A 22,205-nucleotide genomic window follows, 5' to 3' on the forward strand; every position below is an offset into this window, starting at 1 on the left:
TCAGCGCTCCTCTCGGAATTCGACGTGCTTGCGGATGACGGGGTCATACTTCTTCAGCACGATGCGGTCGGGGTTGTTGCGGCGGTTCTTGCGCGTCACGTAGGTGTACCCCGTGCCGGCGGTCGAACGCAGCTTGATGATCGGACGGACGTCCTGAGCCTTCTTCGCCATTAGAGCTTCACACCCTTCGCGATCAGGTCCTTCACGACCGACTCGATGCCACGAGCGTCGATCACCTTGATGCCCTTGGCGGACACGTTCAGGGTGACCTTACGACCGAGCGAGGGCACGTAGTAGGTCTTCTTCTGCACGTTCGGGTCGAAGCGGCGCTTCGTCCGGCGGTGCGAGTGCGAGATGTTGTGACCGAAGCCGGGAACCGCTCCGGTCACCTGGCACACTGCAGCCATGGTGATAACTCCTTCAATACCGTGAGGCCGGACGGCCTCACCCAAGATCCCTTGTCTGCGTTCCGCCCCGCGAAAAACCTCCGCCCGGAAGCTCCGGTCGGCGATCAGATCGGGAATCGAAACACGAACTGCGTGCTGGAGAGCGCGCAGACAAAGATCGACTTTACCATGGATGCCACGCCGCGCCGATCTCGGGCATCAGCGCCAGGCGACGGATGTCTGGCACCACGAGATCGCGAACCCGGTCAGCGCGACGACCTCCTGGGCCACCCCGCCCTCGGGTGAGACCTCGATGATGTGCGTCTCCACGGTCTCCGGCAGCGGTAGCTGATACCCGTCGTATGGGTTGTCCGCCACGCCCGGTGCCACCAGCACCGCGACATACTGACCGCTCGGGGACACACAGGTCTGCAGCAACGCGTCGGTGGCCGGAGCGGAGTACACGACGGTCGCTGTCCCCTCCGCGGTGACGACGGCGACCTCGGTCGCCCCGGTCGGGTATCCCTCGGCGGTGACGGGGTACAGCGTCCGCACGGTCTCTCCGCCGGGGATCGGCAGCACCGCACCTTCGAGCCCCTCGGTGTCTGCCGGCACGAGGACCGACTCGTCGCCGGTGGCCAGATCCAGGACGTAGATGCCGTCGAGGCGCTCGATGATCGCCTCCGAGGTCCCCGCGGCGATGCCGTCGATCGCCAGCGCCGAGCCGAAGGCAGTGGGGTCGGCTCCATCCGCCTGCGTCAGCATGAGGGCGCCGTCGAAGGTCATCAGCAGGATGCTGTCGGTGTCGGGAACGAACGACCACTGCGCGATGCGCTCGTCGACGCCCGCCACCGCGACCCGCGTGGGCTCGGCGGCGGGGTCGTTCAGCGATGTGGTGAAGAGGGCAGATTCGAGCGCGCCCTCGACACTCGGGTCGGCGTCGGTGAAGAGGTATCCGATCTGCTCGCCACGGTCGGCCGACTGTAGACCGCTGAGGTAGCCCTCCGCCGGCAGGGGAAGCTCCTGCGGATCGTTCCCGTCGAGATCGGTGACGATCAGGCTGCTCGTTCCGGCGTCATCGATCCACACGACCAGGTGCTCGGCAGTCGCGCGGAAGTCCTCGATGTGGTCGGCGGCGAACACAGCCACGGCCTGCTCGCCGGTGAGGTCGGTGCGGAAGATCGTGTCGCCCTCGGCCGTTCCGCGCTGCAGGAGGAAGATCTCGCTGGCCGGAGTGGTGAACGTCTCCGTGATCGTCGTCGCCACATCACCCGACACGCCAGTCACCCCGGCGATCGAAACCGTGTACTCGGTGGAGTCGTCGAGGGGGACCGTGAACCGTATGCCGAGGGTGCGCCCGGCGGTGTCGACCTGGAACGGGGTGGCGGGGGTGACCGTGACCTGGTCGGCATCCACCTCGGCCAACGATTGGGACGTCGTGATGATCAGGCGCGCTCCCGACGCGGCGATCGCCGCGGCCGGATCCACGTGCACGTTCGTCACGCGGGGACCGACGGCGACACTCACCGCCGCGGCGAGGCCGCCGACGATCGCTAGGGCCGCGATCACCGCGCCGAACCCGAGCAGGTACGCGCGCAGACGTCGTCGCACCGCGCGCTGCCGGCGCGACGATCGGCCCTGTGCGCGGCCGGACGCGCGGTCAGTACTCATACGGGTCCTCGGGCTCGTCGATGACGTCAACCCCGTCGGCGACGACCGTGAGGGCGCCGTCGGAGCCCGACCGCACCGTACCCGTGACGGTGACCCACGCGCCCTCGGGTGCATCGGCACCGTCCCACTGCACGGGAAGGGTGGCCGCCTGCGCGTCGATCACGCAGTGGGTGATGACGAAGCGGGACAGGTCGAATCCGCCATCGGCGCCCGAGACGAAGCCCGTCAGCACGATCGGGTCGCCGTCGAAGGCAGCCGGGTTGGTCGCGGTCGCGAACACCGTCGCCCACTCCCCCACGCCGAATTCGGAGGTGTCGCCCGAAGAAGCCAGGGTGACGACATCCGTCCCACCGAACAGCGGAACGCCCGCGCTGACGCGCGAGGCCGCGAGCTCTGTCGACAGTGTGGCGGCAGGCACGACAAGGGAGACTCCCACGATCAGGGTGGCAAGCACACCGCCGGTGACGCTCACGACCGCCGCGACGGGGTGGGTGCGCTGCGCGGGCGCGTGTTCGTGCGACATGTCCCCCTCGGGGTGCGCGCCGTCGCCGTGATCGTGTCCGTGGTCTGCCTCAGCTCCGAGCGGTAGCGCGAACGACGCCACGGCGCCGATGAGCAGCAACACCGCCATCCCGACGGCGAACCAGGCCGAGTCTGGATTGATGTACAACGCGAGCTGACCCGTCACCGCGAGCACGATCGTGATGATCGCGAGGACGGATGCCAACCCGACCCCGAGCCAACGGGTGCCCACAGCAGAAGCCCTACGCAACGAGGTTCACCCCCGCTCCGATCGCGAAGGCCGAGAGCACCACCACGACCACGATGCCGACGAGCGTCCTGGTCGTGAACGTCGTGCGCAACAGCGCGAGCATCTTCACATCGACGAGAGGTCCGACAAGCAGGAACGCGACGATCGACCCCGGCGTGAAGGTGGAGGCGAAAGAGAGCGCGAAGAACGAGTCGACGTTGGAACAGATGGACACGACCATCGCGAGGGCGATCATCGCCACCAGCGACATCGCGGGGTTGGATCCGATCGCCAAGAGCGCATCGCGCGGCACGAGCACCTGCACCGCTCCGGCGATCGCCGACCCGATGATCAACGCCGGCATCACCGCACGCAGTTCGATCACCAGCTGGGCGAGGCTGCGGCGCATCCTGCCGCCGGGCTCGTGCGTGACCAGTTCGCAGGTGTCACGGAAGCGCTCCGTCAGAAGCGCATCCGGGCTCGGATGACGCGAGTAGAGCCAGCCGAGCAGATTGGCGATCGCGAATCCGCCGAGCAGGCGCGCCACCAGGATGCCGTCGCTGAAGCCGAAGGCCTGATGGGTGGTGATGATGACGATCGGGTTCACGATCGGCGCCGCGATCAGGAAGGTCAACGTCTCGGGAACGGTGAATCCGCGCATGAGCAGGCCGCGCGCGAAGGGAACATTCCCGCATTCGCATACCGGGATGAACATTCCCAGCAGTGACAGCACCGCCCGCCGCAGCCACGGCGTCCGCGGCATCCAGCGCTCGAGCGCCCCGGGCGGCACCCAGACCTGCACCACGATCGAGAGCACGACGCCGAGGGCCACGAAGGGGAGTGACTCGATGAGGACGCTCAGGGCGAGCGTGAGTCCGTCCTGAGCTCGCGTCGGCAGCGGATCCTCGAAGAACGTGGGGGCGAACAGGTCGATCGCCACGACTGCACCGATGGCGAGGATGCCGATGCCGAGCGCCACCGCAGTCCGCGAGGCGGCCGTGGTCGAGCGCACCGTCCTCGGACGGGTATCAGCGCTCACGTGCCTCCGCCGCCGCGGTGCACGACGAGCACCTACCGAAGATGTCGATCACGTGCTCAGCCTCGGAGAATCCGTGTTCGGCGGCGACCGACTTCGCCCACTTCTCAACCGGGGTGGCCGCGATCTCCACGGCGGTACCGCACTCTCGACAGATCAAGTGGTGATGGTGGCCACCCGTGGTGCAGGCGCGGTAGAGAGCTTCGCCCTCTGGGCTCTGGAGCGAGTCGGCCGCACCGTCTTCTGCCAGCCCTGCCAGGGCACGGTAGACGGTGGCAAGGCCGATGCCGGTGTCTTGCGCACGTAGCGTCGCGTGCAGCGCTTGGGCGCTGACGAAGCCTCCCGCCTCGCCGAGCGCGGAACGGACGCGCTCGCGCTGCCAGGTGTTGCGTTGAGCCATGGGTGGGAGTGTAGCGGCGCGGTCTGTGGGTCGGATGGGAAGGGGCACGCACGGAATAGCATGCGGGGGATGGGACTGAGGATCAATCGGCGTGACAGCACCGCGAGGTGGGCTGTGCGCGCGACATGCGCTGTCGCACTCACGGCGATCCTCGTTCCCCCCGCGGTCGCGCACACGGCACGCGTCGAGCAGGCATATGACCTGGTCGAGGCGGCGCGCAGCGTCGTCGATCACGAACGACTTCGCCAGCTCTCCGCCTATGCGGCACTGGAGGTCCGTGTCCACGAAATGGACTCGATGCTCGCCGCATTCAGCGGCGCCGAGGGCACGCTACCGCAGGAGGCACCCGGGCTTTCGGTCGTCGAGGCGTCGTTCACGCAGGCCGTTCGGGATTTCGCCGATGCCGTGGATGCAGGCCATTCGCTGGGAACGCAGTTTGCGGCGGTCTCCGACCTGTACGCCGACCCGCACGACGACACGATCGATGACCTCATCGCCCACGCAGAGTCACTGGATGCTGCCGCCCGAACAACGCAGGCGCGGGCGCGCTTCTACCGACACACACTCGCAAGCCTGGACGACCAGCTCGCAGCGGTCACTGCGCAGTGGTACGCGTTTCTGGAATCCGCGGTATCGCTCCCGAACAGCCTCGGCTACGACAAGGCCGGGCCCGAGGAGCACGCCAATGTCTCTGCGGCAGCGGACCTGGTCGGCACATATGCTGACCACTCCACCGGACGCCCCATCGCGGCCGCAGTCCGCGACGCTCGCACAGCGATCGAGCAGCTCACCACCGCCGTGGTCGACGCACGACTCTCGCACGAGGCGACGGTCGAACAGGAACGCCTCGAAGCGGAAGCCTTGGCAGCGGCCGCGCAGACAACCGGCGGGAGCGCTGGGGGCACGGGCGGCTCACCGGACTCACCCCGTGGGAACCCGGTTCTCATCGGCGCGCCCGCCGACTTCTACCCTCGGCCCGTCGCGCCCCAGCCTCTCTACGGCATGGCGTGCGAGGGCTCGGGCGGCTATCGGGAAGCCGCGTGGGATGCCGTCATCTACTACCCGTGGGAAGCGACCTCTTTGCTGACCGACAACGGCGAGTACGGCGTCTGGTGGTACGCCATCTGGACCTGCTGACGATTGTCGCTCATGCGGAGCGCTCGCGGGAGCGCGTCACCCGGCCCCGCCGGCGCCCCACCAGCCGGCAGACGACGTAGATCAGGAACGAAATGGTCGTGATGTAGGGACTCACCGGCAGCGCTCCGGCGATCGCGAGCAGGATCCCGCCCACTGCCGAGACGACGCCGAACGTCGCCGCCAGCAGCGGCACGCTGAGTGGTCCGGATGCCACCCGCATCGCGGCCGCCGCCGGCGTCACAAGCAAAGCCATGACCAGAAGCGCCCCGATGATGTGCACGGCGACGGCGACGATGAGTCCCAGCAGCAACATGAACGCGAAGGAGAGCGCCCGCACGGGCACCCCGCGTGCGGCCGCCGAATACGGATCGAGCGAGTCGTAGCGCAACGGGCGCCAGATCAGTAGCAGGCCGATGAGAACGATCGCGCTGATGCCGATCAGCCACCCCAGTTGGGAGTTCTGCACCGACACGATCTGGCCCGTCAGCAGACTGAACCGGTTCGCGCTTCGCCCGCTGTACAGGGAGAGGAAGAGGATTCCCAGACCGAGCCCGAAGGGCATCAGCACCCCCGTGAACGAGTTGCGATCGCCCCCACGCCGCCCGAACCACGCCATGAGCAGGGCAGCGATCACAGATCCGAAGATCGATCCGGTGATGACATCCCACCCGATCAGCAGCGCGAACGCGGCCCCGGCGAACGAGAGCTCGCTGATGCCGTGGACGGCGAAGGGCATATCCCGCTGAAGGACGAAGACCCCGACCAATCCGCCGACCAATCCGAGCACCGCACCGGCGATGACGGAGTTGCTCACGAGCGCGAGGATGGCGCCGTAGTCGGGGAGACCGCCGAACATCGCATCGAGAACGTCAGACCAGCTCATGCGAACCCTCCGCCCTCAGCTTCGTGATCCGAGCAGTGGTCGTGCTCGAGCTCGTCGATCCCCGGTGCCCCCAGAACGACGAGCCGCCCGCCGGCGCGGACGACCGACACCCGCGCACCGTAGAGATCGCTGAGCACCTCGGTGTCGAGCACCTCGGCGGGCGCTCCCAGCGCGAAGCGCTTGCCGGCCAGGTACAGGATCCGATCAACGGACTCCAACACGGGGTTGATGTCGTGGGTCACGAAGAGGACGGCGGTGTTGTGCTCGTGTCGATGGCGGTCGATGAGCCGTACGACCGCCTGCTGGTTGGCCAAGTCCAGGCTCGTGAGAGGTTCGTCGCAGAGCAGGAGCGGCGGGTCGTCGGCAATGGCCTGCCCGATGCGCAGTCGCTGAAGTTCACCGCCGGACAAGCGCCCGAGCGGTTGATCGGCGAAAGGCGTGGCATCCACGGCACGGATGAGCCGATCCACGCGCGCCTTGTCGCCGCGACGAGGCACGGGCAACCCGAAACGATGGCCGGAGACACCGAGGGCGACGAGATCGCGGCCACGCATGGCGATGTCGTCGGGGACGGAACGATGCTGCGGAACGTAGCCCACCCGACGGCTGCCGTGGCCGCGCACGGACTCGCCCATGACCTCGATCGTGCCCGCACTCAGCGACTCCAGCCCCAGAATGGTGCGCAGCAGCGTGGTCTTTCCCACGCCGCTCGGGCCGATCACCGCGATCATCTCGCCCGGCTGCACCTCCAGGTCGAGACCGTGCCAGAGCTCCCGGTCTCCGCGACGAAGTGACGCCCCGGCGATCCGGAGGACCGCCGGGGCGTCGGTGCCGGAACTCACGAGGCCAGTGCGGCCTGGAGCTCGGCGATGTTGTTCTGCATCCACGAGATGTAAGTCTCCCCCTCGGGAAGGGTTTCGGTGAACTCGATCACGGGGATTCCCTGTTCCTCAGCCGTGGCGATGACCTGCGTGGTCTCGGCGCCGCCGACCTGACCGTTGGTGATCACGACCCGAACGCTGCCCGACTCGAGCAACTCGATCGATTCGAGCAGAGTCGCAGCCGGCACATCCTGCCCCTCTTCGACTGCCTCGCTGAACTCCTCAGGCGTCACGTTCTCCAGGCCGGCGGCAGCCGTGAGGTAGACCGGGACAGGCTCGGTGACGAACACCTCGGCACCGGCATCCGTCGCGGCGACCTCATCGAGGCTGGCCTCCAGCCCCTCGATGCCCTCGATGAACTCCGCAGCGTTCGCCTCGAAGACCTCGGCGTTCGCGGGGTCCAGCTCGGCGAACTCCGCAGCGATCGCCTCGGCGAGGTGTTCCATGGTGTGCGGGTCGTACCAGACGTGCTCATTGAAGCCTTCGATGTGCACGTGGTCGTGCTCTTCCTCGGAGTGGTCATGCTCGTCCTCCTCGATGGTGCCGTCGGCGACGAGCTCCTCGTAGGAATGGTTGAACTCGACCGCGGTGATGACGTGGGCGGTCGTCCCGGTGGACTCGATCAGGCCGTCGATGAAGCTGTCGTAGCCGCCACCGTTTTCGATGATGACGTCCGCTTCCGACACGGCGAGTTGGTCCTGGGCGGTGGACTCATACTCGTGCGGGTCCTGGGCTCCCGACTCGATGATCGAGGTGACGGTCACCGCGTCGGCGCCGATCTCTTCGGCGATCTGGCCGTAGACGTTGGTCGAGGCGACGACGTTGATGGTTGCGTCGGCGTTGGCGGTGCTCTCGTCGCTGGCGGTAGCAGAGCAGGCGGCGAGCGCAAGGACGGATGTCGCGCCGAGCGCGGCGACGGTGAGGAGGCGATGCGGTGTGGACATGCACTCAGTGTAGATGAGTGATAATCGTTCTCATAATCGTGATGGCGTGGACCCTCCTGCAGCGGGGAGGCGGCACCGAAGGCGGGTGCTCAATCGAGCAGCAGCGCGGGCTCCTCCAGCACCGAGGCGACGTCCGCGACGAACCGGCTCATGCCGTCACCGTCGATCACCCGATGATCGAAGGACCCCGACACCGTCGTGACCCACCGGGGACGCACCTCGCCGTCCACCACCCACGGCTTCTGACGGATCGCGCCCATCGCGATGATGCCCGACTCACCCGGGTTGATGATCGGGGTGCCCGCATCCATGCCGAACACGCCGATGTTGGTGATGGTGATCGTGCCGCCCTGCTGGTCGGGGATCGGCGTCTTGCCCTCGCGTGCCGTGAGCGTGAGCTTTTCCAGCGCCTTCGCGAGGTCGCGGGTGTTCAGACTCTGGGCATCCTTGATATTCGGCACCAGCAGGCCGCGCGGGGTCGCTGCGGCGATGCCGAGGTTCACGAAGTGTCGCACCCGGATCTCCGCCCCGTCCTCCGTGTCGACCCACGCCGCGTTGACCATCGGCGTCCGCCGCACGGCCCAGATGACCGCGCGCGCCATGATCAGCAGCGGTGACACCTTGGTATCGGCGAAGTCGGGGGATGACTTCAGACGCTTGACCAGCTCCATTGTGCGGGTGGCGTCCACGTCGGTCCACACCGATACGTGGGGTGCGGTGTACGCACTGCGCACCATGGCGGAGGAGGTCGCTTTGCGTACGCCCTTGACCGGGATCGTCTCTTCGCGCTCGCCCGCGGGCTGCGTGGCGATCTGGGGGAGCCGCCCCGAGAGCGCAGGGCCCTGCTCCGGAGGCGCCACGGCCGCCCCTGCCACATCGGGCGCGACCGGGATCGTCTCCTCCCGCACCGAGCCCCACTCGGGTGTCTCGATATTGCGGAAGACGCTGGCCTGCGATGCGTGCTTGACGACATCATCGCGCGTCACTTCGCCGGCCTCACCCGTGGGGTGCACGGCCGACAGATCGACGCCGAGATCGCGCGCAAGCTTGCGAATAGGGGGCTTCGCGACGACGCCGACGGATGCCGCGACCGGCCGCCCGGCGGGCTTGCGCCGCCGCGACGTGGCGTGCCCCCCGGTGCCGTACCCGACGAGCACGGCCCCTCCGGGCTCTGCCTCGACCCGCTCCGATGTCGTGTCGGCACGGTCAGCGCCGCTCACACCGTGCGCGGGCGACACCGGAGCGGTCGGAGACTCGGGTGTCGATGCCGCAACCGTGTCGATCGTGACGATGGCGGTCCCGACGAGCACCGTGGTGCCTTCGGGGGCGAGGGTCTCACCGATCGTGCCGGCATACGGCGAGGGCAGCTCGACGAGGGACTTGGCGGTCTCGATCTCGCAGAGCACGTCGTTGACGGCGACGGTGTCGCCGGCGCGGACGTGCCACGTCACGATCTCAGCTTCGGTCAGGCCCTCACCGACGTCGGGGAGTGCGAAGGTCTGGGTCGTCATCGAGGAGTCCTCTCGTCGGATGTCCCGGTCGCGATGTCAGTACGTCAGTGCCCGGTCGACCGCTTCGAGGATGCGGTCGGCGTCGGGCAGGTAGAGGCCCTCGAGCTTCGCAGGCGGGAACGGGGTGTCGAAGCCTGAGACCCGCAACACCGGCGCCTCGAGCGAGAAGAACGCCTTCTCGGCGACGGTGGCGGCCACCTCACTCCCGAGGCTCGTGAATCCCGGTGCCTCCTGCGCGTAGACCATCCGTCCCGTGCGGCGGACCGAATCGAGGATCGGCCCGTAGTCGATGGGAGACAGCGAGCGCACGTCGACAACCTCGCAGCTGGTGCCCTCGGCTTCGGCGAGCGCGGCGGCCTGCAGGAGGGTTCCGACCATGGCACCGTGGCCGACAAGGGTGACGTCGGTGCCGCGGCGCACGATGCGGCTCGCGTGCAGGGGAAGCGCGGGCGCCGAGGTGTCGACCTCGCCCTTGGTCCAGTAGGTGCTCTTGGGCTCGAGGAAGACGACCGGGTCGTTCGAGGCGATCGCTTCCTGGATCATCCAATACGCGTCGTTGGCGGTCGAGGGGCTGACCACTCGAAGTCCCGGCGTGTGCGTGAAGTACGCCTCCGGGCTCTCCTGGTGGTGCTCGATCGCACCGATGTGACCGCCGTAGGGGATGCGGATCACGACGGGCATCTGCAGGGCGCCTTCGGTGCGCGAGGTGAGCTTGGCCAGCTGCGTGGTGATCTGGTCGAAGCCGGGGAAGACGAACCCGTCGAACTGGATCTCGCAGACCGGTCGGAAGCCGGTCATCGCCAACCCGATGGCGGTGCCGATGATGCCGGACTCGGCGAGCGGGGTGTCGATGACGCGACGCGGACCGAACTCGGCTTGCAGTCCCTCGGTGACGCGGAAGACACCACCGAGCGGGCCGATGTCCTCGCCCATCAGCAGGACACGGTCGTTCGCCGCCAGCGCCGCCCGCAGGCCCGCGTTCAGCGCCTTGCCCAGCGGCATCGGGCCGGGGGCCGGTGCGACGGTCTCGGTATCGGAGGACGTGGTGGTGCTGGCAACGGATGTCATCGTGCGCCCTCCTCGAACGAAGCCTCGTAGTCGGCGAGCCACTGCCGCTGCTCATCCATGAGCGGATGCGGGTCGCTGTACACATGGGAGAAGATGACGTCGCGGTCCGGAGCGACGAGGTCCCGCGACCGCACCCGCAGATCATCCGCGGCAGCGGCGGCTTCGGCGTCGATCTCATCGAACACGGATGCCGCGGCCCCGCGCCCCACGAGGTACGCGCGCATGCGCGCGATCGGGTCGCGGCGTCGCCACGACTCCTCCTCTTCGGTGGTGCGGTACTTGGTCGGGTCATCGCTGGTCGTGTGGGCACCCAGGCGGTAGGTCATCGCTTCGATCGCCTGCGGCCCCGCGCCGGCACGGGCCTCATCCATGGCACGACGGGTCACGGCGTAGCTGGCGAGCACATCGTTGCCGTCCACCACGTGGCTCGGCATGCCGTAGCCGGCGCCGCGCAGGTGGAGCGGGGTCGGGGACTGCGTCGCAACCGGCACCGAGATGGCCCACTGGTTGTTCTGCAGGAAGAAGACCTCGGGGGTGCGGAAGCTCGCGGCGAACACCATCGACTCGTGCACATCCCCTTGGCTCGAGGCACCGTCGCCGTAGTAGACGATGACAGCCTCGTCCTTCTCGGGATCGCCCGTGCCGCAGCGCTCGTCGAAGACGAGACCCATGCCGTACCCGGTCGCGTGCAACGTCTGCGAGCCGAGGACCAGCGTGTAGATGTGGGTGTTGCCGTTGGCGGGGTCGGTGGGGTCCCAGCCGCCGTTCGAGACACACCGCATGATCTTGATGATGTCGACGGGGTCGACGCCACGGATGCGGGTGACGACGTGCTCGCGGTACGAGGGGAAGATGTGATCCTGGGTGCGCGCAGCGCGCGCGGATCCGACCTGCGCCGCCTCCTGCCCCAGGCTCGGCGGCCACAGCGCAAGTTGTCCCTGGCGCTGCAGGTTGGTCGCCTGCTGGTCGATCGCGCGGATGACGACCATGTCGCGGTAGAAGGTTTCGAGCTGGGCGTCGGTGAGCGCGTCGATCAAGTCGAGATAGGGCTCTGCCGCGGCGGAGGGCGCAAACGTCCCGTCGACGTCGAGAACGCGAACGAGCGCAGGATCTTCTGGCTGGGTCACGATCCCTACGCTACCGGCGCGCCGGATGCCCCTCCGGGAGGTCTTTCACAACGGAAGCCGCGATTCGTAGCAGTTTTTCCACAGACTCATGCTCCCCGACGGATATGCGAAGGCCGGCGCCCGCGAACGGACGCACGATCAGACCGGCCTCGTGCAATGCGTCGGCCACGGCGAGCGTGTCTTCGCCGGTGGCCAGCCACACGAAGTTCCCCTGCGCTTCGGGGACTCGCCACCCCTGCGCACGCAGCGCCGCGACCAGACCGTCCCGACGCTCGGCGATGTCTGCCACCCGTTCCAGCAGCTCCTGCCGGGCATCGATACTCGCGAGCGCGGCGATCTCGGCCTGTGCGGTGACGGACAGCGGGATCGCGGTGCTGCGCGCGGCATCCAGCACCCGAGCGTGACCCAGCGCGTAGCCGACCCGCAGTCCCGCCAGCCCGTAGGCCTTCGAGAACGTGCGCAGCACGACGACGTTGGGGCGGCGCTCGGCCAGCACCCGCGTGCCGTCGACCGCATCCGGGTCGGTGACGAACTCGGCGTACGCCTCGTCGAGGATGACCAGCACATCAGCGGGGAATCGGTCGATGACGGCGTCGAACTCGGCCTGGCTGATCACAGTCCCGGTCGGGTTGTTGGGGGAGCACAGCAGCACGACCCGGGTGCGCTCGGTGACGGCATCCACCAGCGCGGGGAGGTCGTGGCGCGCGTCGTCGGTGAGCGGCACGGTGACGGAGGTCGCGCCCGCCGTGGTCACGAGCGTGGGGTACGCCTCGAACGAGCGCCAGGCGTACAGCACCTCGTCACCGGGCCCCGCGGCCGCGGTGATCAGCTGGGAGAGCAGCGCGACGCTGCCGGCGCCGATGTGCACCTCATCGATCGAAACACCGAACTCGCTCGCGAGGCGCTCACGCAGCCGGTTCGCAAGGGCGTCGGGATAGCGGTTGACCGCCGAGGCCGAGGCGAGCGCGTCGAGCACAGCTGGGAGCGGCTCGAAGGGATTCTCATTGCTCGAGAGCTTGAAGGCATCTGCCCCCGCCTGGCGCCCCTGGCGGTACGGCGCGAGCTCGGCGATCTCGGGACGAACGCGCACGGGGATCGGCTCGGGCTGTGTCATCTTGCGAGTCTACGGCGCGCCGGGCAGCCGAATCCGGGGTGGGCGGCGGGCCCGGGGCGTGTCAGACTGGCACCACCATGGGCTTTCTCGTTCGCGTCGTCGTCAACGCCTTCTCGATCTGGATCGTGACCCTCATGCCCACGCTCGGCGTGACGGTCATTCCCTTCGCACCCGGCGGGACGCTGGAGTTCATCCTCACACTGCTGCTCGTGGCCGCGATCTTCGCCCTCGTGAACACCATCATCGGCACCGTTATCAAGGTGCTCGCGTTCCCGATCTACATCCTCACCCTGGGCCTGATCTCCCTGGTGATCAACGGGTTCCTGCTGTGGCTGACGGCCTGGCTCACACAATGGTGGTCGTTCGGTCTGCGTGTCGAGGACTTCTGGTGGGGCGTCGTCGCAGCCCTCATCATCTCGATCCTCAACTGGATCTTCGGGATCATTCTGCGTCCGAAGAAGGACTAGCCGACCTGACGGCCGCGTACTCGGTCACGTCGACCGACTCGGCCTCGCCGAGGTGCTCCCAGAGCTGGTCGAGCGCCCGAGCGCGAGGATCGGACGAGGCATCCACGAGCGCACCGGTCTCGACGTACTGCTCGATGCCGTGCGCGGCCAGCGCGACATCCTGGAGTCCCGCACGGGGGTCGGCGACCCGTTCGACGACGAAGCTGCCGGGGGCTCCCACCTGACCGGGATGCCCCGCTCCGGCGAGCGCGGCGACGGCGTCATCGGTGTGGCGGACTCCGACGCTGAGCACGTCGGACCCGACGGCGGCCTCGACCGGAGAGCCGAACGTCACGAGGGTGCGCGTGTCGTACTGGTCCGACAGCGCCAGCTGAGCGGCGAGCATCCCGCCCTGCGAGTGACCGATCGCATGGACGACGTCCCCCGGCTGCGCACCCGCTGCCGCGAGGGCGAGTTCGACCGACGTGAGCGAGGCCGAGCGCTCCCCCCGGTAGAGCTCGAGGTTGGACTGCATGTCCCACGGATCGTCGGGGCCGCCGACCAGCGTCCGGGTGCCGGCGATATACACGGCGTACTCGGACGCGCCCGACGGCATCCGATACCGCTCGATGCGCACCCGCGCCTCGCCGTCGCGCGGGATGCGGGTCGCGGTCTGTGCGAGGGAGGACACGGCCGCGACCGCGGCCGGCGGCGCGAGCGGGCGCACCACGGTCGGTCCACGCGGTGGTGCGGGCGCGGATGTCGACCCGTGACGCACACCCTCGCGGCGCGGTGGCCCGGCCGAACCCGACCCGGCCTCCGCCGCCGGGGCCGCTACGCGCCCCAGTCCGCTCGCTCCGACAGCGCGCCACAGTGCGCCGGTCGCGAGGGGGATCATCGCCGCCGGTGCCCAGAAGGCCGACATCCAGGCCGTACCGACCGCGCTCTGCCGGGTCATCTCGGCGGGCACACCCCAGCGCCACTGCCCGAGTGCGTCGTCGGCGATGACGGCCGCATCAGGGAACTCGGCGCGCAGCAGCGCAGCGCGAGCCTCGAGAACATCCGCTGCAGCCTGGTGCCCGGCCGCTCGCAGCGCCGCGGCCTCAGCGCCGATCTCGATGAGCTCATAGGCCGCCGCCAGACCGTCGAGACGATCAGCGAGCAGGCGGGCGGTGGCCGCGGCATCCTCACCGCGCAGCCCGAGCCAGCGCGCGCGCAGGGTGTCGATCTCCGCGGCGGTGTTCGCCGTCGAGACCAGAAGCGCGGATGCCCGCCACGCGAGCGCTGCAAGGTCGTCCAGCTCGACGGCAACCCCACGCCATCTTCCCGCCGCGTCTCGTAGCGCCGCGGGATCGACGCAGATCGCGCCGCCGCTGCGGATGTCGATATCGCTCACGGCACCCACCATCCCGGAAGGGGTGCGCCGACCTGGTCGGACAGCGAGCCCGCCGACAGCCCGAGCGCCATCACATCTTCGGCGAGAGCGCTCGCTGCCGCGACGTACTCGTCCGCCGCCCGCGCCTGCCACACGGTGTCCGCGACGAGGTCTGCCGCACGCGCGCCGACGATCCGCGCGCTCACCTCGAGCTGCGCGAGCAGGGTGCGCGCCGCACGCGGTCCCGGGCAGGCGAGAGGATCCACCACGACAGGGTGGATTGCCGGCATTCCCTCGCGCGCCCGGACCGGGGTAGCGTGTTCCCAGCGTCGCGAGCCCGCCCACCGGGGAGGAGGCGATGCGACAGCGGGGAGTGGGGCATCGGATGCGCACCGGCGCGGACAACGGTAGGGACGAGCGCATGACGACGAACGTCGCACCGTTTCGCGTCGTCTTCGTCTGCACGGGGAACATCTGCCGCTCGCCCATGGCCGAGGTCGTGTTCCGGTCTTTGGCCGACCAGGCGGGTCTGGGCGACCGCGTGGCATCCGCCAGCGCCGGCACCGGCGACTGGCACGTCGGCGAACGCGCCGACACCCGCACTCTCGAGGCGCTGCAGCGCCGCGGGTACGCCGGAGACCAGCACCGGGCGCGGCAGTTCACGCACCGCGACTTCGTGGCCAGCGACCTCGTGCTGGCTCTCGACCGCAGCCACGAGCGCATCCTGCGTGGATGGGCCCGGACGGAGGCCGACGCGGACAAGATCGCACTGCTCATGTCGTTCGACCCCCACGCGGCGACGATGGATGTGCCTGATCCCTACTACGCCGACGCCCAGATGTTCGATGAGGTGCTCGGTATGATCGACAGGGCCAGCCGGGGCCTGTTCCGGCAGCTTCAACCCGCCCTTCGCCCCGTGCCGTGAGACGCGCATTTCGCCGTGCACCCTCACGCGAGAGGTCACAAGATGTCGCCTTTCAGCGGGATCGTGCGGCGTGTTGCGACCCCTCGCGTCCGAGAACTGACGCAGTGACGACAGGAGAACCGTGACCTCCCTCCCCCCGCAGCCACTCAGCCCGCTCGATGGCCGCTACCGCCCCGCGGTGGCAGGACTTGCCGACTATCTCTCCGAGGCGGGACTGAACCGCGCACGGGTCGAGGTCGAGGTCGAGTGGCTCATCGCCCTCACCGACCGATCCTTGTTCGGCACGTCCCCCCTGAGCGAGAGTCATCGCGCTCAGCTGCGCAGCCTGTACCGTGACTTCGGCCAGGCCGAGATCGACTGGCTCGCCGCCAAAGAAGCCGTCACCCGCCACGACGTCAAGGCCGTCGAGTATCTCGTGCGCGATCGCCTGAGCACCCTCGGGCTGGATGCCATCGCCGAGCTCACCCACTTCGCGTGCACCAGCGAGGACATCAATTCCGCCTCGTACGCGCTCACCGTCCAGCGCGCCGTGACAGAGGTCTGGCTGCCACGCTTCCGGGGCGTGATCGCCCGCCTCCGCGAGCTGGCGCAGGAACACCGGGATGCGCCGATGCTGGCACGCACGCACGGGCAGCCGGCCACACCGACGACGATGGGCAAGGAACTGGGTGTCTTCGTCTGGCGCCTGGAGCGTGTCGAGCGTCAGATCTCGGCATCCGAGTACCTCGCGAAGTTCTCGGGCGCGACCGGAACCTGGTCTGCGCACCTCGCGGCGGCGCCGGAGGTGGACTGGCCCGAACTCTCGCGGGCCTTCATCGAATCGCTCGGAATCGATTTCAACGTCTTCACGACCCAGATCGAGTCGCACGACTGGCAGGTCGAGCTCTACGACCGCATCCGTCACGCCGGCGGCATCCTGCACAACCTGGCCACCGACATCTGGACCTACATCTCACTCGGGTACTTCTCGCAGATCCCCGTGGCAGGGGCGACCGGATCATCGACCATGCCGCACAAGATCAACCCGATCCGCTTCGAGAACGCCGAGGCGAACCTCGAGATCGCCGGCGGCATCCTCTCGACCCTCGCCCAGACGCTCGTGACCTCGCGGCTGCAGCGCGATCTCACCGACTCGACGACCCAGCGCAACATCGGCGTGGGTCTGGGTCACTCGCTGCTGGCCCTCGACAACCTCACGCGCGGCCTCGGCGAGATCTCGCTCGCGCAACCGGTGCTGGATGCCGACCTCGACACCAACTGGGAGGTGTTGGCCGAGGCGATCCAGACCGTCATCCGCGCGGAGATCGCGGCGGGTCGCTCTCAGATCACCGACCCGTACGCGCTGCTGAAGGATCTCACCCGAGGCCACCGCGTCGGCGGGACCGAGCTGGCGGAGTTCGTGCGGGCCCTCGACATCGGCGAGGACGCGAAAGAGCGCCTGATCGCACTCACTCCCGCGGGATACGTCGGGCTCGCCTCGACGCTCGTCGACCAGCTGGACTGATCGTCCGGTTCGCCGCGAATCCGCGGCGGATCAGACGGACGGCTTGTCTTCGTCGGATGCCGCAGACTCCCGCTGTTCTGCGGGCTCGTCCGGGAGCAGGACCGGTCGGTCGATCGTCTTGTGCACGTCGGCGGGATCGATGACCAGAAGCAGCAGCGCGACCACCACGAGGGTGGCCACGAACGAGATCCCCGCGACGATGCCGGCCACCACGAGGGCCGTCTGAGCCTGGGCGGGGGTGACCTGCTGGAAGAACCCCATCGACACGAGCGTCACGATCCCGCCGAACAGGCCCGCCGCGAAGGCGAGACCCAGCAGCTGGACGGGACGCATCAGTTCGCGCCGCGAGGGGGTGGTGGTCACGAGCGACCCTCCGCTTCCTGGTCTGGAGCCTCGGCGACGGCGACGACGGCCCGCGCCCGAGGAGAGAACGCCGCAATGGCGAGGTAGACGGCGACGATCGCGGCGTATCCACCGAACACGCCGACGCCGATCGTGATGCCCGTCAGGGTGAACGTCTGACCGGCCTCCTCGATCGTGTACTGCAGCGAGTAGCCCACCGGCACAACCGCAAGGCCGACCGCCAGCAGCATCGTGAGGATGCCGACCGTGATGCCGTCCCGGGACTGCGAGGGCGGGACGTCGTCATCTTTGCGGGCGCGCAGTCCGGCGAGCATCTCGACGAGACCGGTGAGGAGCGCCCAGGCGATCACGACGACGAAGAACATGACATCCGTGCGCAGCGGCGGCATTCCCGTCACCATGCCCGCCACGATCGTGAGGATTCCCAGTAGCACGGACGGCCATCGGCTCCCCGCGGGGAAGACCAGCCAGATGCTCGCGAACCAGATGATCCCGGTCGCGATGGCGAACCCGCTGAACACCGAGAGCCCCACGGCCGCTGAATGATCGGTCGAGAACGTGATCATCACGGCTGCCAGCGCCGCGAAGATCGCGCGGGCGAGCTGAAGGTGGCGCACCTCGAACGGACGCGCGGGCGTTGCAGTGGTCACGACAAAGTCCTGAAAGAGCCGGGGATACCCCTCAGTCTACGTCGGCAACTCCGCAAGGACGTCGCGGGTCCCTGCGATCAGGGGCCCAGCGGAGCGCTCGGCACTCATTCGTGAGGAGTTCGCACCCGCGTCACCAGTGCGGGTGGATGTCGGCGCGCAGGTCCCGGTCGTAAACCTCTCGGACGAGGGCGTCGAACCCGGGAAGGTCGAAACCGGATCCCGGCTCGAGGAGTGCCGCGGCCGCGGCGTTCGCCTCCGCCTGGGCGACATTGCGGGCACCGGGGATGACGGTGGTGACTCCCGGCTGCGCGGCGATCCACGCCAGGGTCGCGGCGGGGAGGGGCACCGACTCCGGGAGGGCGGCGGCCAGCTCCTGCGCCGCGGCCAGGCCCGCGGCGAACTCGACACCGGAGAACGTCTCGCCACGGTCGAACGCCTCGCCGTGGCGGTTGTAGGTGCGGTGGTCGTTCGCGGCGAACGTCGTCTGGGCCGTGTACTTCCCCGACAGCAGCCCTGAGGCCAGCGGCACCCGGGCGAAGATCGCGACCTCAGCCGCTGCCGCGGCGGGGAGCACCTCGTCGAGGGGCTTGAGGCGGAAGGGGTTGAAAATGATCTGCACGTTGGTGACACCCGGGCGGGCGATGGCGGCGAGCGCCTGGTCGCAGGTCTCCACCGAGACCCCGTACGCCTGGATCGCTCCGCTCTCGACCAGCGCGTCCAGCGCGTCATAGACGGCATCCGACTCGATGACACCCGTCGGAGGGCAGTGCAGCTGCACGAGGTCGAGAGCAGCCACACCGAGGTTGCGGCGGGATCGGTCGGTCCACGCCACGAAGGCCGCGGGGGTGTAGTTCTCGACGAGCTGCTCGACGCGTCGACCCATCTTGGTGGCCACGGTGATGCCCGGGTGGGACGCCAGGAAAGACCCGATGAAGGTCTCCGACCGGCCGTCGCCGTAGACATCGGCCGTGTCGAAGAGCGTCACGCCGGCCGCCGTGGATGCCTCGAGGACAGCGAGCGCATCGGTCTCGGAGACCTCTCCCCAGTCCGCACCCAACTGCCAGGTTCCGAGACCGATCGCCGAGACCTGTCGGCCCGTGCGTCCCAGTGGTCGCTGCTGCATCTGTTCAGCCTTCCGTGTCGTCGGTGAAGAAGTGAATCGCCACCCGGCGGAAGTCGCGCGACCCCGGGGTGTTGAAGTGGTGACGCCCCGGGATCTCGACGAAAGTTCCGTTCGGTGTCGCCTCGGCGAGCCGGCGCGAGCGCTCGATGATCGCGTCTTCGCTGCCGGTCGCGAACAGGATCGGCTGCTGCGGCGGGTCGGCGGGATCCGGGTCGCCGCTCTCCCCGAACCGCATTCCCTCTGCCAGCGCGACGAGAGCGCCCAGGTCGTTGCCCTCGACGCGCTCGGCCAGGGTGACGTAGTTGTGGGTGACCTTGTCTTGCACCGGGGTCCCCTCGGTCACATAGGCGCGCGCCTGCTCCAGCTGCAGCCGGGCCAGCGGTGTCCCGTCCGGGATACCGCCGAGCACCGCCTGCGTGACCCGGTCCGCGCGGTCGACGGCGAACTGCCAGCCGACGCGCGCACCCAGGGAGTATCCGAGGTACTGCACCGTGTCGAGCATGTACGTGTCCAGCACCGTCGACAGATCCGAGACGAGTGAGCGCATCGTGTAGGCCCGGCGGTCGTGGGGCTTGTCGCTCGCGCCATGGCCGCGCTGGTCCACGCCCAACACGCGGAGGCCGGCGCGGGTGAGATCACGCACCCACCCGGTGCTCACCCAGTTGTCACGGCAGCTCGAGGAGAATCCGTGCACGGCCAGCACCGTCTCGGCGTCCGGATCTCCCCAGGAGTAGGTCGCGATCCGGTACCCCTCCGCGGTCATGACGTACTGCGGGGCGGGCATCTGCGTCAGCACAGCGGGAGCGGCATCCATGCCTCGATTCTCCTCTTCACGCGGCATCTTCCGGGCCACCCGAAACGCCCCGCATAGAAATCACATAGGAATGTGACCTTTCATCGATGTCCTGACGAACAGACTCTCCTCTCCTCGCCTGCGCTGGATCGCCGGGGCCTCCGCGGCGCTCGTCCTGGCCGGCTCTCTGGCAGCCTGTGCCGGCACGGTGAGCACCGCCGAGACCGCGACCCCCACCGCGACGGCGACGACGACCACCACGACCACGACTTCCAGCGACGCGGGCACCGCGCTCACCGAGGCCGTCCAGGAGGCCGCCGCGGCCTTCGTCGCCCTCCTCGACGAGGACCAGCTCGCCCTCCTGCAGTACGACTACTCCGATGACGAGGCGAAGACCGTGTGGTCGAACCTGCCGGTCGGGTCGGCCGGATCGGTGTTCGAGGCGGTCGCGGCCGCGCCGCTGCTGGCCTACGGCGTCGCTGTGGCACTCACGCTGGGTCTGTGGGCGGCTTTTCCTTCTCGGCTTCGAGCACCGTCGTCGGAATCAGACCCGTCCCCTGCGCCTCCGGATGAGCCAGCGCCGCAGCCGCAGGACCTCGCACCGCATCGTGCGGGCTGAGAACGGGATCGCCTTCGGCGGACTTTCGCAGGTCCGTGCTGTTGAGCAGCAGGTTCAGCAGGATGGCGATGATCGCACCGGCTGAGATGCCCGAGTCGAAGATCAGCTGGAACCACGACGGGAACTGTTCGTAGATCGTCGGCGTCACCGTCGGCAGCAGCGCGACCCCCACGGAGATCGCGACGATCAGGACGTTGCGGTTGTTGAACTTCACCTTCGTGAGAGTCCGGATGCCGCTGGCGGCGACCATCCCGAACAGGGCGATGCCCGCCCCGCCGAGGACGGCGCGGGGCACGCCCTCGACGATGGCCGACACCTTCGGGATGACACCGAGGACGACCAGGATGAGGCCCGCCATCGTGGCGACGTAGCGCGACCTGACCCCGGTCAGCGAGACCAGACCGACGTTCTGCGCGAATGCGGTGTACGGGAAGGTGTTGAAGATGCCGCCGAGGACGGTGCCGAGCCCGTCGGCGCGCAGCCCGTCGGCGAGTTGACGCCGCGTGACGGGCTTGTCGACGATCTCGCCGACCGCGATCATGTCGCCGGTGGTCTCGGTCATGATGACGATGCCGACGATGATCATCGAGACGATCGAGGCTAGCTCGAACGTCGGGAGCCCGAAGTGGAAAGGCGTCACGATCGCGAACCAGCCGGCTTCCCCCACGTTCGACCAGTCGACCATTCCCGGAACGAACAGCGCCGCGAGGGTTCCCACGACAAGCCCCAGCAGCACCGAGACGCGTGCAAGCGGCGCCGGCGCAAAGCGCTCGATGAGCACGATCAGCAGCAGGGTGCCGAACGCGAACGCGACGTTGATCGGTGGCGCACCGGGCTCCTCGGCGGTGGATCCGGTCATGATCCACCCGGCGGCGACACGCATGAGGGACAGACCGATGATGAGGATGACGGTGCCCGTGACGATCGGGGGGAAGAAGCGCAGCAGCTGCGCGAAGAACGGCGCGATCAGGATCATGAACAGCCCGCACGCGATCACCGAGCCGAAGATCGTGGTGATGCCGTGCTCGAGTCCGATCGCGATCATCGGCCCGACCGCGGCGAAGGTGACCCCCTGCATGAGGGGCAGACGCACGCCGAAACGCCAGAAGCCCACCGACTGGACGATCGTCGCAATGCCCGCGATGAACAGATCCGCGCTGATGAGGAAGGCGAGGTCGGCGGCACTGTAGTCGAGCGCCCCGCCGACGATGAGGGGCACCGCGACCGCACCGGCGTAGAGGGCGAGGACGTGTTGGAGACCCAGTGGGAAGAGGCGGGCCAAGGGCGGGATGGTGTCCACACCGTTGGCTGTGGCGCGCGCGGCGCGCTTCGCGGCCTTGGACTCCGTGCTCGGTGCTGTCGTCTCACTCATGGTGGCCCCCGCCATTCCGCGGCGCCGTCCCTCCGCGCCGTCCGTGACGCCGACATTAGGGGTCGGCGTCACGCGAAAGCGCCCCCTGACGGCATCCTTTCGCCAATCGTCACGCGGGGAAACATC

General features: G+C 68.5%; 24 protein-coding genes. 4 read left to right on the plus strand and 20 right to left on the minus strand.

Translation table 11 applies throughout. The annotated features are described in order from the left end of the window. The 6 genes from rpmG to ABD206_RS10410 form a co-directional block, all read right to left on the minus strand. Window positions 1–171, minus strand: a complete 171-nt coding sequence (gene rpmG / locus ABD206_RS10385; RefSeq protein WP_005051772.1) for a 50S ribosomal protein L33 — start codon at window positions 169–171, stop codon at window positions 1–3. Next, window positions 171–407: a 50S ribosomal protein L28 gene (gene rpmB / locus ABD206_RS10390; protein ID WP_228179498.1), complete on the minus strand. Its 237-nt coding sequence runs from the start codon at window positions 405–407 to the stop codon at window positions 171–173. The genes rpmG and rpmB overlap by 1 nt, the downstream gene beginning before the upstream one ends. 198 nt (window positions 408–605) lie before the next feature. Beyond that, complete coding sequence (locus ABD206_RS10395; protein WP_344072244.1) at window positions 606–2,057, minus strand: hypothetical protein; 1,452 nt, start codon at window positions 2,055–2,057, stop codon at window positions 606–608. Further along, a complete protein-coding gene (locus ABD206_RS10400) occupies window positions 2,047–2,811 on the minus strand; it encodes a TIGR03943 family putative permease subunit (RefSeq protein ID WP_344072246.1) in 765 nt (254 codons plus the stop codon). The genes ABD206_RS10395 and ABD206_RS10400 overlap by 11 nt, the downstream gene beginning before the upstream one ends. Window positions 2,812–2,821: 10 nt before the next feature. Further along, window positions 2,822–3,847, minus strand: coding sequence for a permease (locus tag ABD206_RS10405; protein WP_344072248.1), 1,026 nt, complete (start codon window positions 3,845–3,847; stop codon window positions 2,822–2,824). Further along, window positions 3,837–4,244 carry a Fur family transcriptional regulator gene (locus tag ABD206_RS10410; protein WP_344072250.1) on the minus strand — a complete coding sequence of 136 codons (408 nt, stop codon included), beginning with the start codon at window positions 4,242–4,244 and terminating at the stop codon, window positions 3,837–3,839. Before ABD206_RS10410 ends, ABD206_RS10405 begins: the two co-directional genes overlap by 11 nt. Before the next feature lie 69 nt (window positions 4,245–4,313). Here ABD206_RS10410 and ABD206_RS10415 point away from each other — a divergent pair, with 69 nt between their 5' ends. Next, window positions 4,314–5,381 carry a hypothetical protein gene (locus ABD206_RS10415; RefSeq protein WP_344072252.1) on the plus strand — a complete coding sequence of 356 codons (1,068 nt, stop codon included), beginning with the start codon at window positions 4,314–4,316 and terminating at the stop codon, window positions 5,379–5,381. A gap of 10 nt (window positions 5,382–5,391) precedes the next feature. On the opposite strand, the gene ABD206_RS10420 is transcribed toward ABD206_RS10415, so the two are convergent. The 7 genes from ABD206_RS10420 to hisC form a co-directional block, all read right to left on the minus strand. Further along, window positions 5,392–6,264 (minus strand): metal ABC transporter permease, encoded by an 873-nt coding sequence (locus ABD206_RS10420; RefSeq protein WP_344072254.1) that lies wholly within the window; start codon window positions 6,262–6,264, stop codon window positions 5,392–5,394. Further along, window positions 6,261–7,106: a metal ABC transporter ATP-binding protein gene (locus tag ABD206_RS10425; protein WP_344072256.1), complete on the minus strand. Its 846-nt coding sequence runs from the start codon at window positions 7,104–7,106 to the stop codon at window positions 6,261–6,263. The genes ABD206_RS10420 and ABD206_RS10425 overlap by 4 nt, the downstream gene beginning before the upstream one ends. Then, entirely contained in the window at window positions 7,103–8,089 is a 987-nt protein-coding gene (locus tag ABD206_RS10430; RefSeq protein WP_344072258.1) for a metal ABC transporter solute-binding protein, Zn/Mn family, read from the minus strand. Before ABD206_RS10430 ends, ABD206_RS10425 begins: the two co-directional genes overlap by 4 nt. Window positions 8,090–8,178: 89 nt before the next feature. Then, on the minus strand, window positions 8,179–9,600 hold the full coding sequence (locus ABD206_RS10435) for a dihydrolipoamide acetyltransferase family protein (RefSeq protein WP_344072260.1): 1,422 nt from the start codon (window positions 9,598–9,600) through the stop codon (window positions 8,179–8,181). A 36-nt stretch (window positions 9,601–9,636) separates the two neighbouring features. Further along, entirely contained in the window at window positions 9,637–10,602 is a 966-nt protein-coding gene (locus ABD206_RS10440; protein ID WP_344073534.1) for an alpha-ketoacid dehydrogenase subunit beta, read from the minus strand. A gap of 62 nt (window positions 10,603–10,664) precedes the next feature. Next, a complete protein-coding gene (locus ABD206_RS10445; RefSeq protein ID WP_344072263.1) occupies window positions 10,665–11,795 on the minus strand; it encodes a thiamine pyrophosphate-dependent enzyme in 1,131 nt (376 codons plus the stop codon). A gap of 10 nt (window positions 11,796–11,805) precedes the next feature. After that, on the minus strand, window positions 11,806–12,909 hold the full coding sequence (hisC, locus tag ABD206_RS10450; RefSeq protein ID WP_344072266.1) for a histidinol-phosphate transaminase: 1,104 nt from the start codon (window positions 12,907–12,909) through the stop codon (window positions 11,806–11,808). A gap of 77 nt (window positions 12,910–12,986) precedes the next feature. On the opposite strand from hisC, the gene ABD206_RS10455 reads away from it, so the two are divergent. Continuing rightward, window positions 12,987–13,376 carry a phage holin family protein gene (locus ABD206_RS10455; RefSeq protein ID WP_344072268.1) on the plus strand — a complete coding sequence of 130 codons (390 nt, stop codon included), beginning with the start codon at window positions 12,987–12,989 and terminating at the stop codon, window positions 13,374–13,376. Here the strand turns inward: ABD206_RS10455 and ABD206_RS10460 are convergent. Together ABD206_RS10460 and ABD206_RS10465 are read right to left on the minus strand one after the other, a co-directional pair. Then, window positions 13,351–14,751 carry an alpha/beta hydrolase family protein gene (locus ABD206_RS10460; RefSeq protein ID WP_344072270.1) on the minus strand — a complete coding sequence of 467 codons (1,401 nt, stop codon included), beginning with the start codon at window positions 14,749–14,751 and terminating at the stop codon, window positions 13,351–13,353. The two genes, ABD206_RS10455 and ABD206_RS10460, sit on opposite strands and share 26 nt — an antisense overlap. Beyond that, window positions 14,748–14,996, minus strand: a complete 249-nt coding sequence (locus ABD206_RS10465; protein WP_344072272.1) for a hypothetical protein — start codon at window positions 14,994–14,996, stop codon at window positions 14,748–14,750. The genes ABD206_RS10460 and ABD206_RS10465 overlap by 4 nt, the downstream gene beginning before the upstream one ends. Window positions 14,997–15,151: 155 nt before the next feature. Between ABD206_RS10465 and ABD206_RS10470 the strand changes: the two genes are divergently transcribed. Further along, window positions 15,152–15,655, plus strand: a complete 504-nt coding sequence (locus ABD206_RS10470) for a low molecular weight protein-tyrosine-phosphatase (RefSeq protein WP_344072274.1) — start codon at window positions 15,152–15,154, stop codon at window positions 15,653–15,655. Window positions 15,656–15,776: 121 nt separating this feature from the next. Continuing rightward, window positions 15,777–17,159, plus strand: a complete 1,383-nt coding sequence (purB, locus tag ABD206_RS10475) for an adenylosuccinate lyase (RefSeq protein WP_344072276.1) — start codon at window positions 15,777–15,779, stop codon at window positions 17,157–17,159. A 30-nt stretch (window positions 17,160–17,189) separates the two neighbouring features. On the opposite strand, the gene ABD206_RS10480 is transcribed toward purB, so the two are convergent. The 5 genes from ABD206_RS10480 to ABD206_RS10500 form a co-directional block, all read right to left on the minus strand. After that, a complete protein-coding gene (locus tag ABD206_RS10480; RefSeq protein WP_344072277.1) occupies window positions 17,190–17,522 on the minus strand; it encodes an amino acid transporter in 333 nt (110 codons plus the stop codon). After that, window positions 17,519–18,172 (minus strand): acyl-CoA synthetase, encoded by a 654-nt coding sequence (locus ABD206_RS10485; RefSeq protein WP_344072278.1) that lies wholly within the window; start codon window positions 18,170–18,172, stop codon window positions 17,519–17,521. The genes ABD206_RS10480 and ABD206_RS10485 overlap by 4 nt, the downstream gene beginning before the upstream one ends. Window positions 18,173–18,302: 130 nt before the next feature. After that, complete coding sequence (locus ABD206_RS10490; RefSeq protein ID WP_344072280.1) at window positions 18,303–19,295, minus strand: aldo/keto reductase; 993 nt, start codon at window positions 19,293–19,295, stop codon at window positions 18,303–18,305. A gap of 4 nt (window positions 19,296–19,299) precedes the next feature. Then, window positions 19,300–20,109 carry an alpha/beta fold hydrolase gene (locus tag ABD206_RS10495; RefSeq protein ID WP_344072282.1) on the minus strand — a complete coding sequence of 270 codons (810 nt, stop codon included), beginning with the start codon at window positions 20,107–20,109 and terminating at the stop codon, window positions 19,300–19,302. A gap of 467 nt (window positions 20,110–20,576) precedes the next feature. Further along, the gene (locus ABD206_RS10500; protein ID WP_344072284.1) at window positions 20,577–22,079 is read right to left on the minus strand and encodes a nucleobase:cation symporter-2 family protein; all 1,503 of its coding nucleotides are present in this window, start codon (window positions 22,077–22,079) and stop codon (window positions 20,577–20,579) included. Window positions 22,080–22,205 lie beyond the last annotated feature (126 nt).

The sequence above is a fragment of the Microbacterium sediminicola genome, assembly GCF_039531125.1.
Lineage (GTDB): Bacteria > Actinomycetota > Actinomycetes > Actinomycetales > Microbacteriaceae > Microbacterium > Microbacterium sediminicola.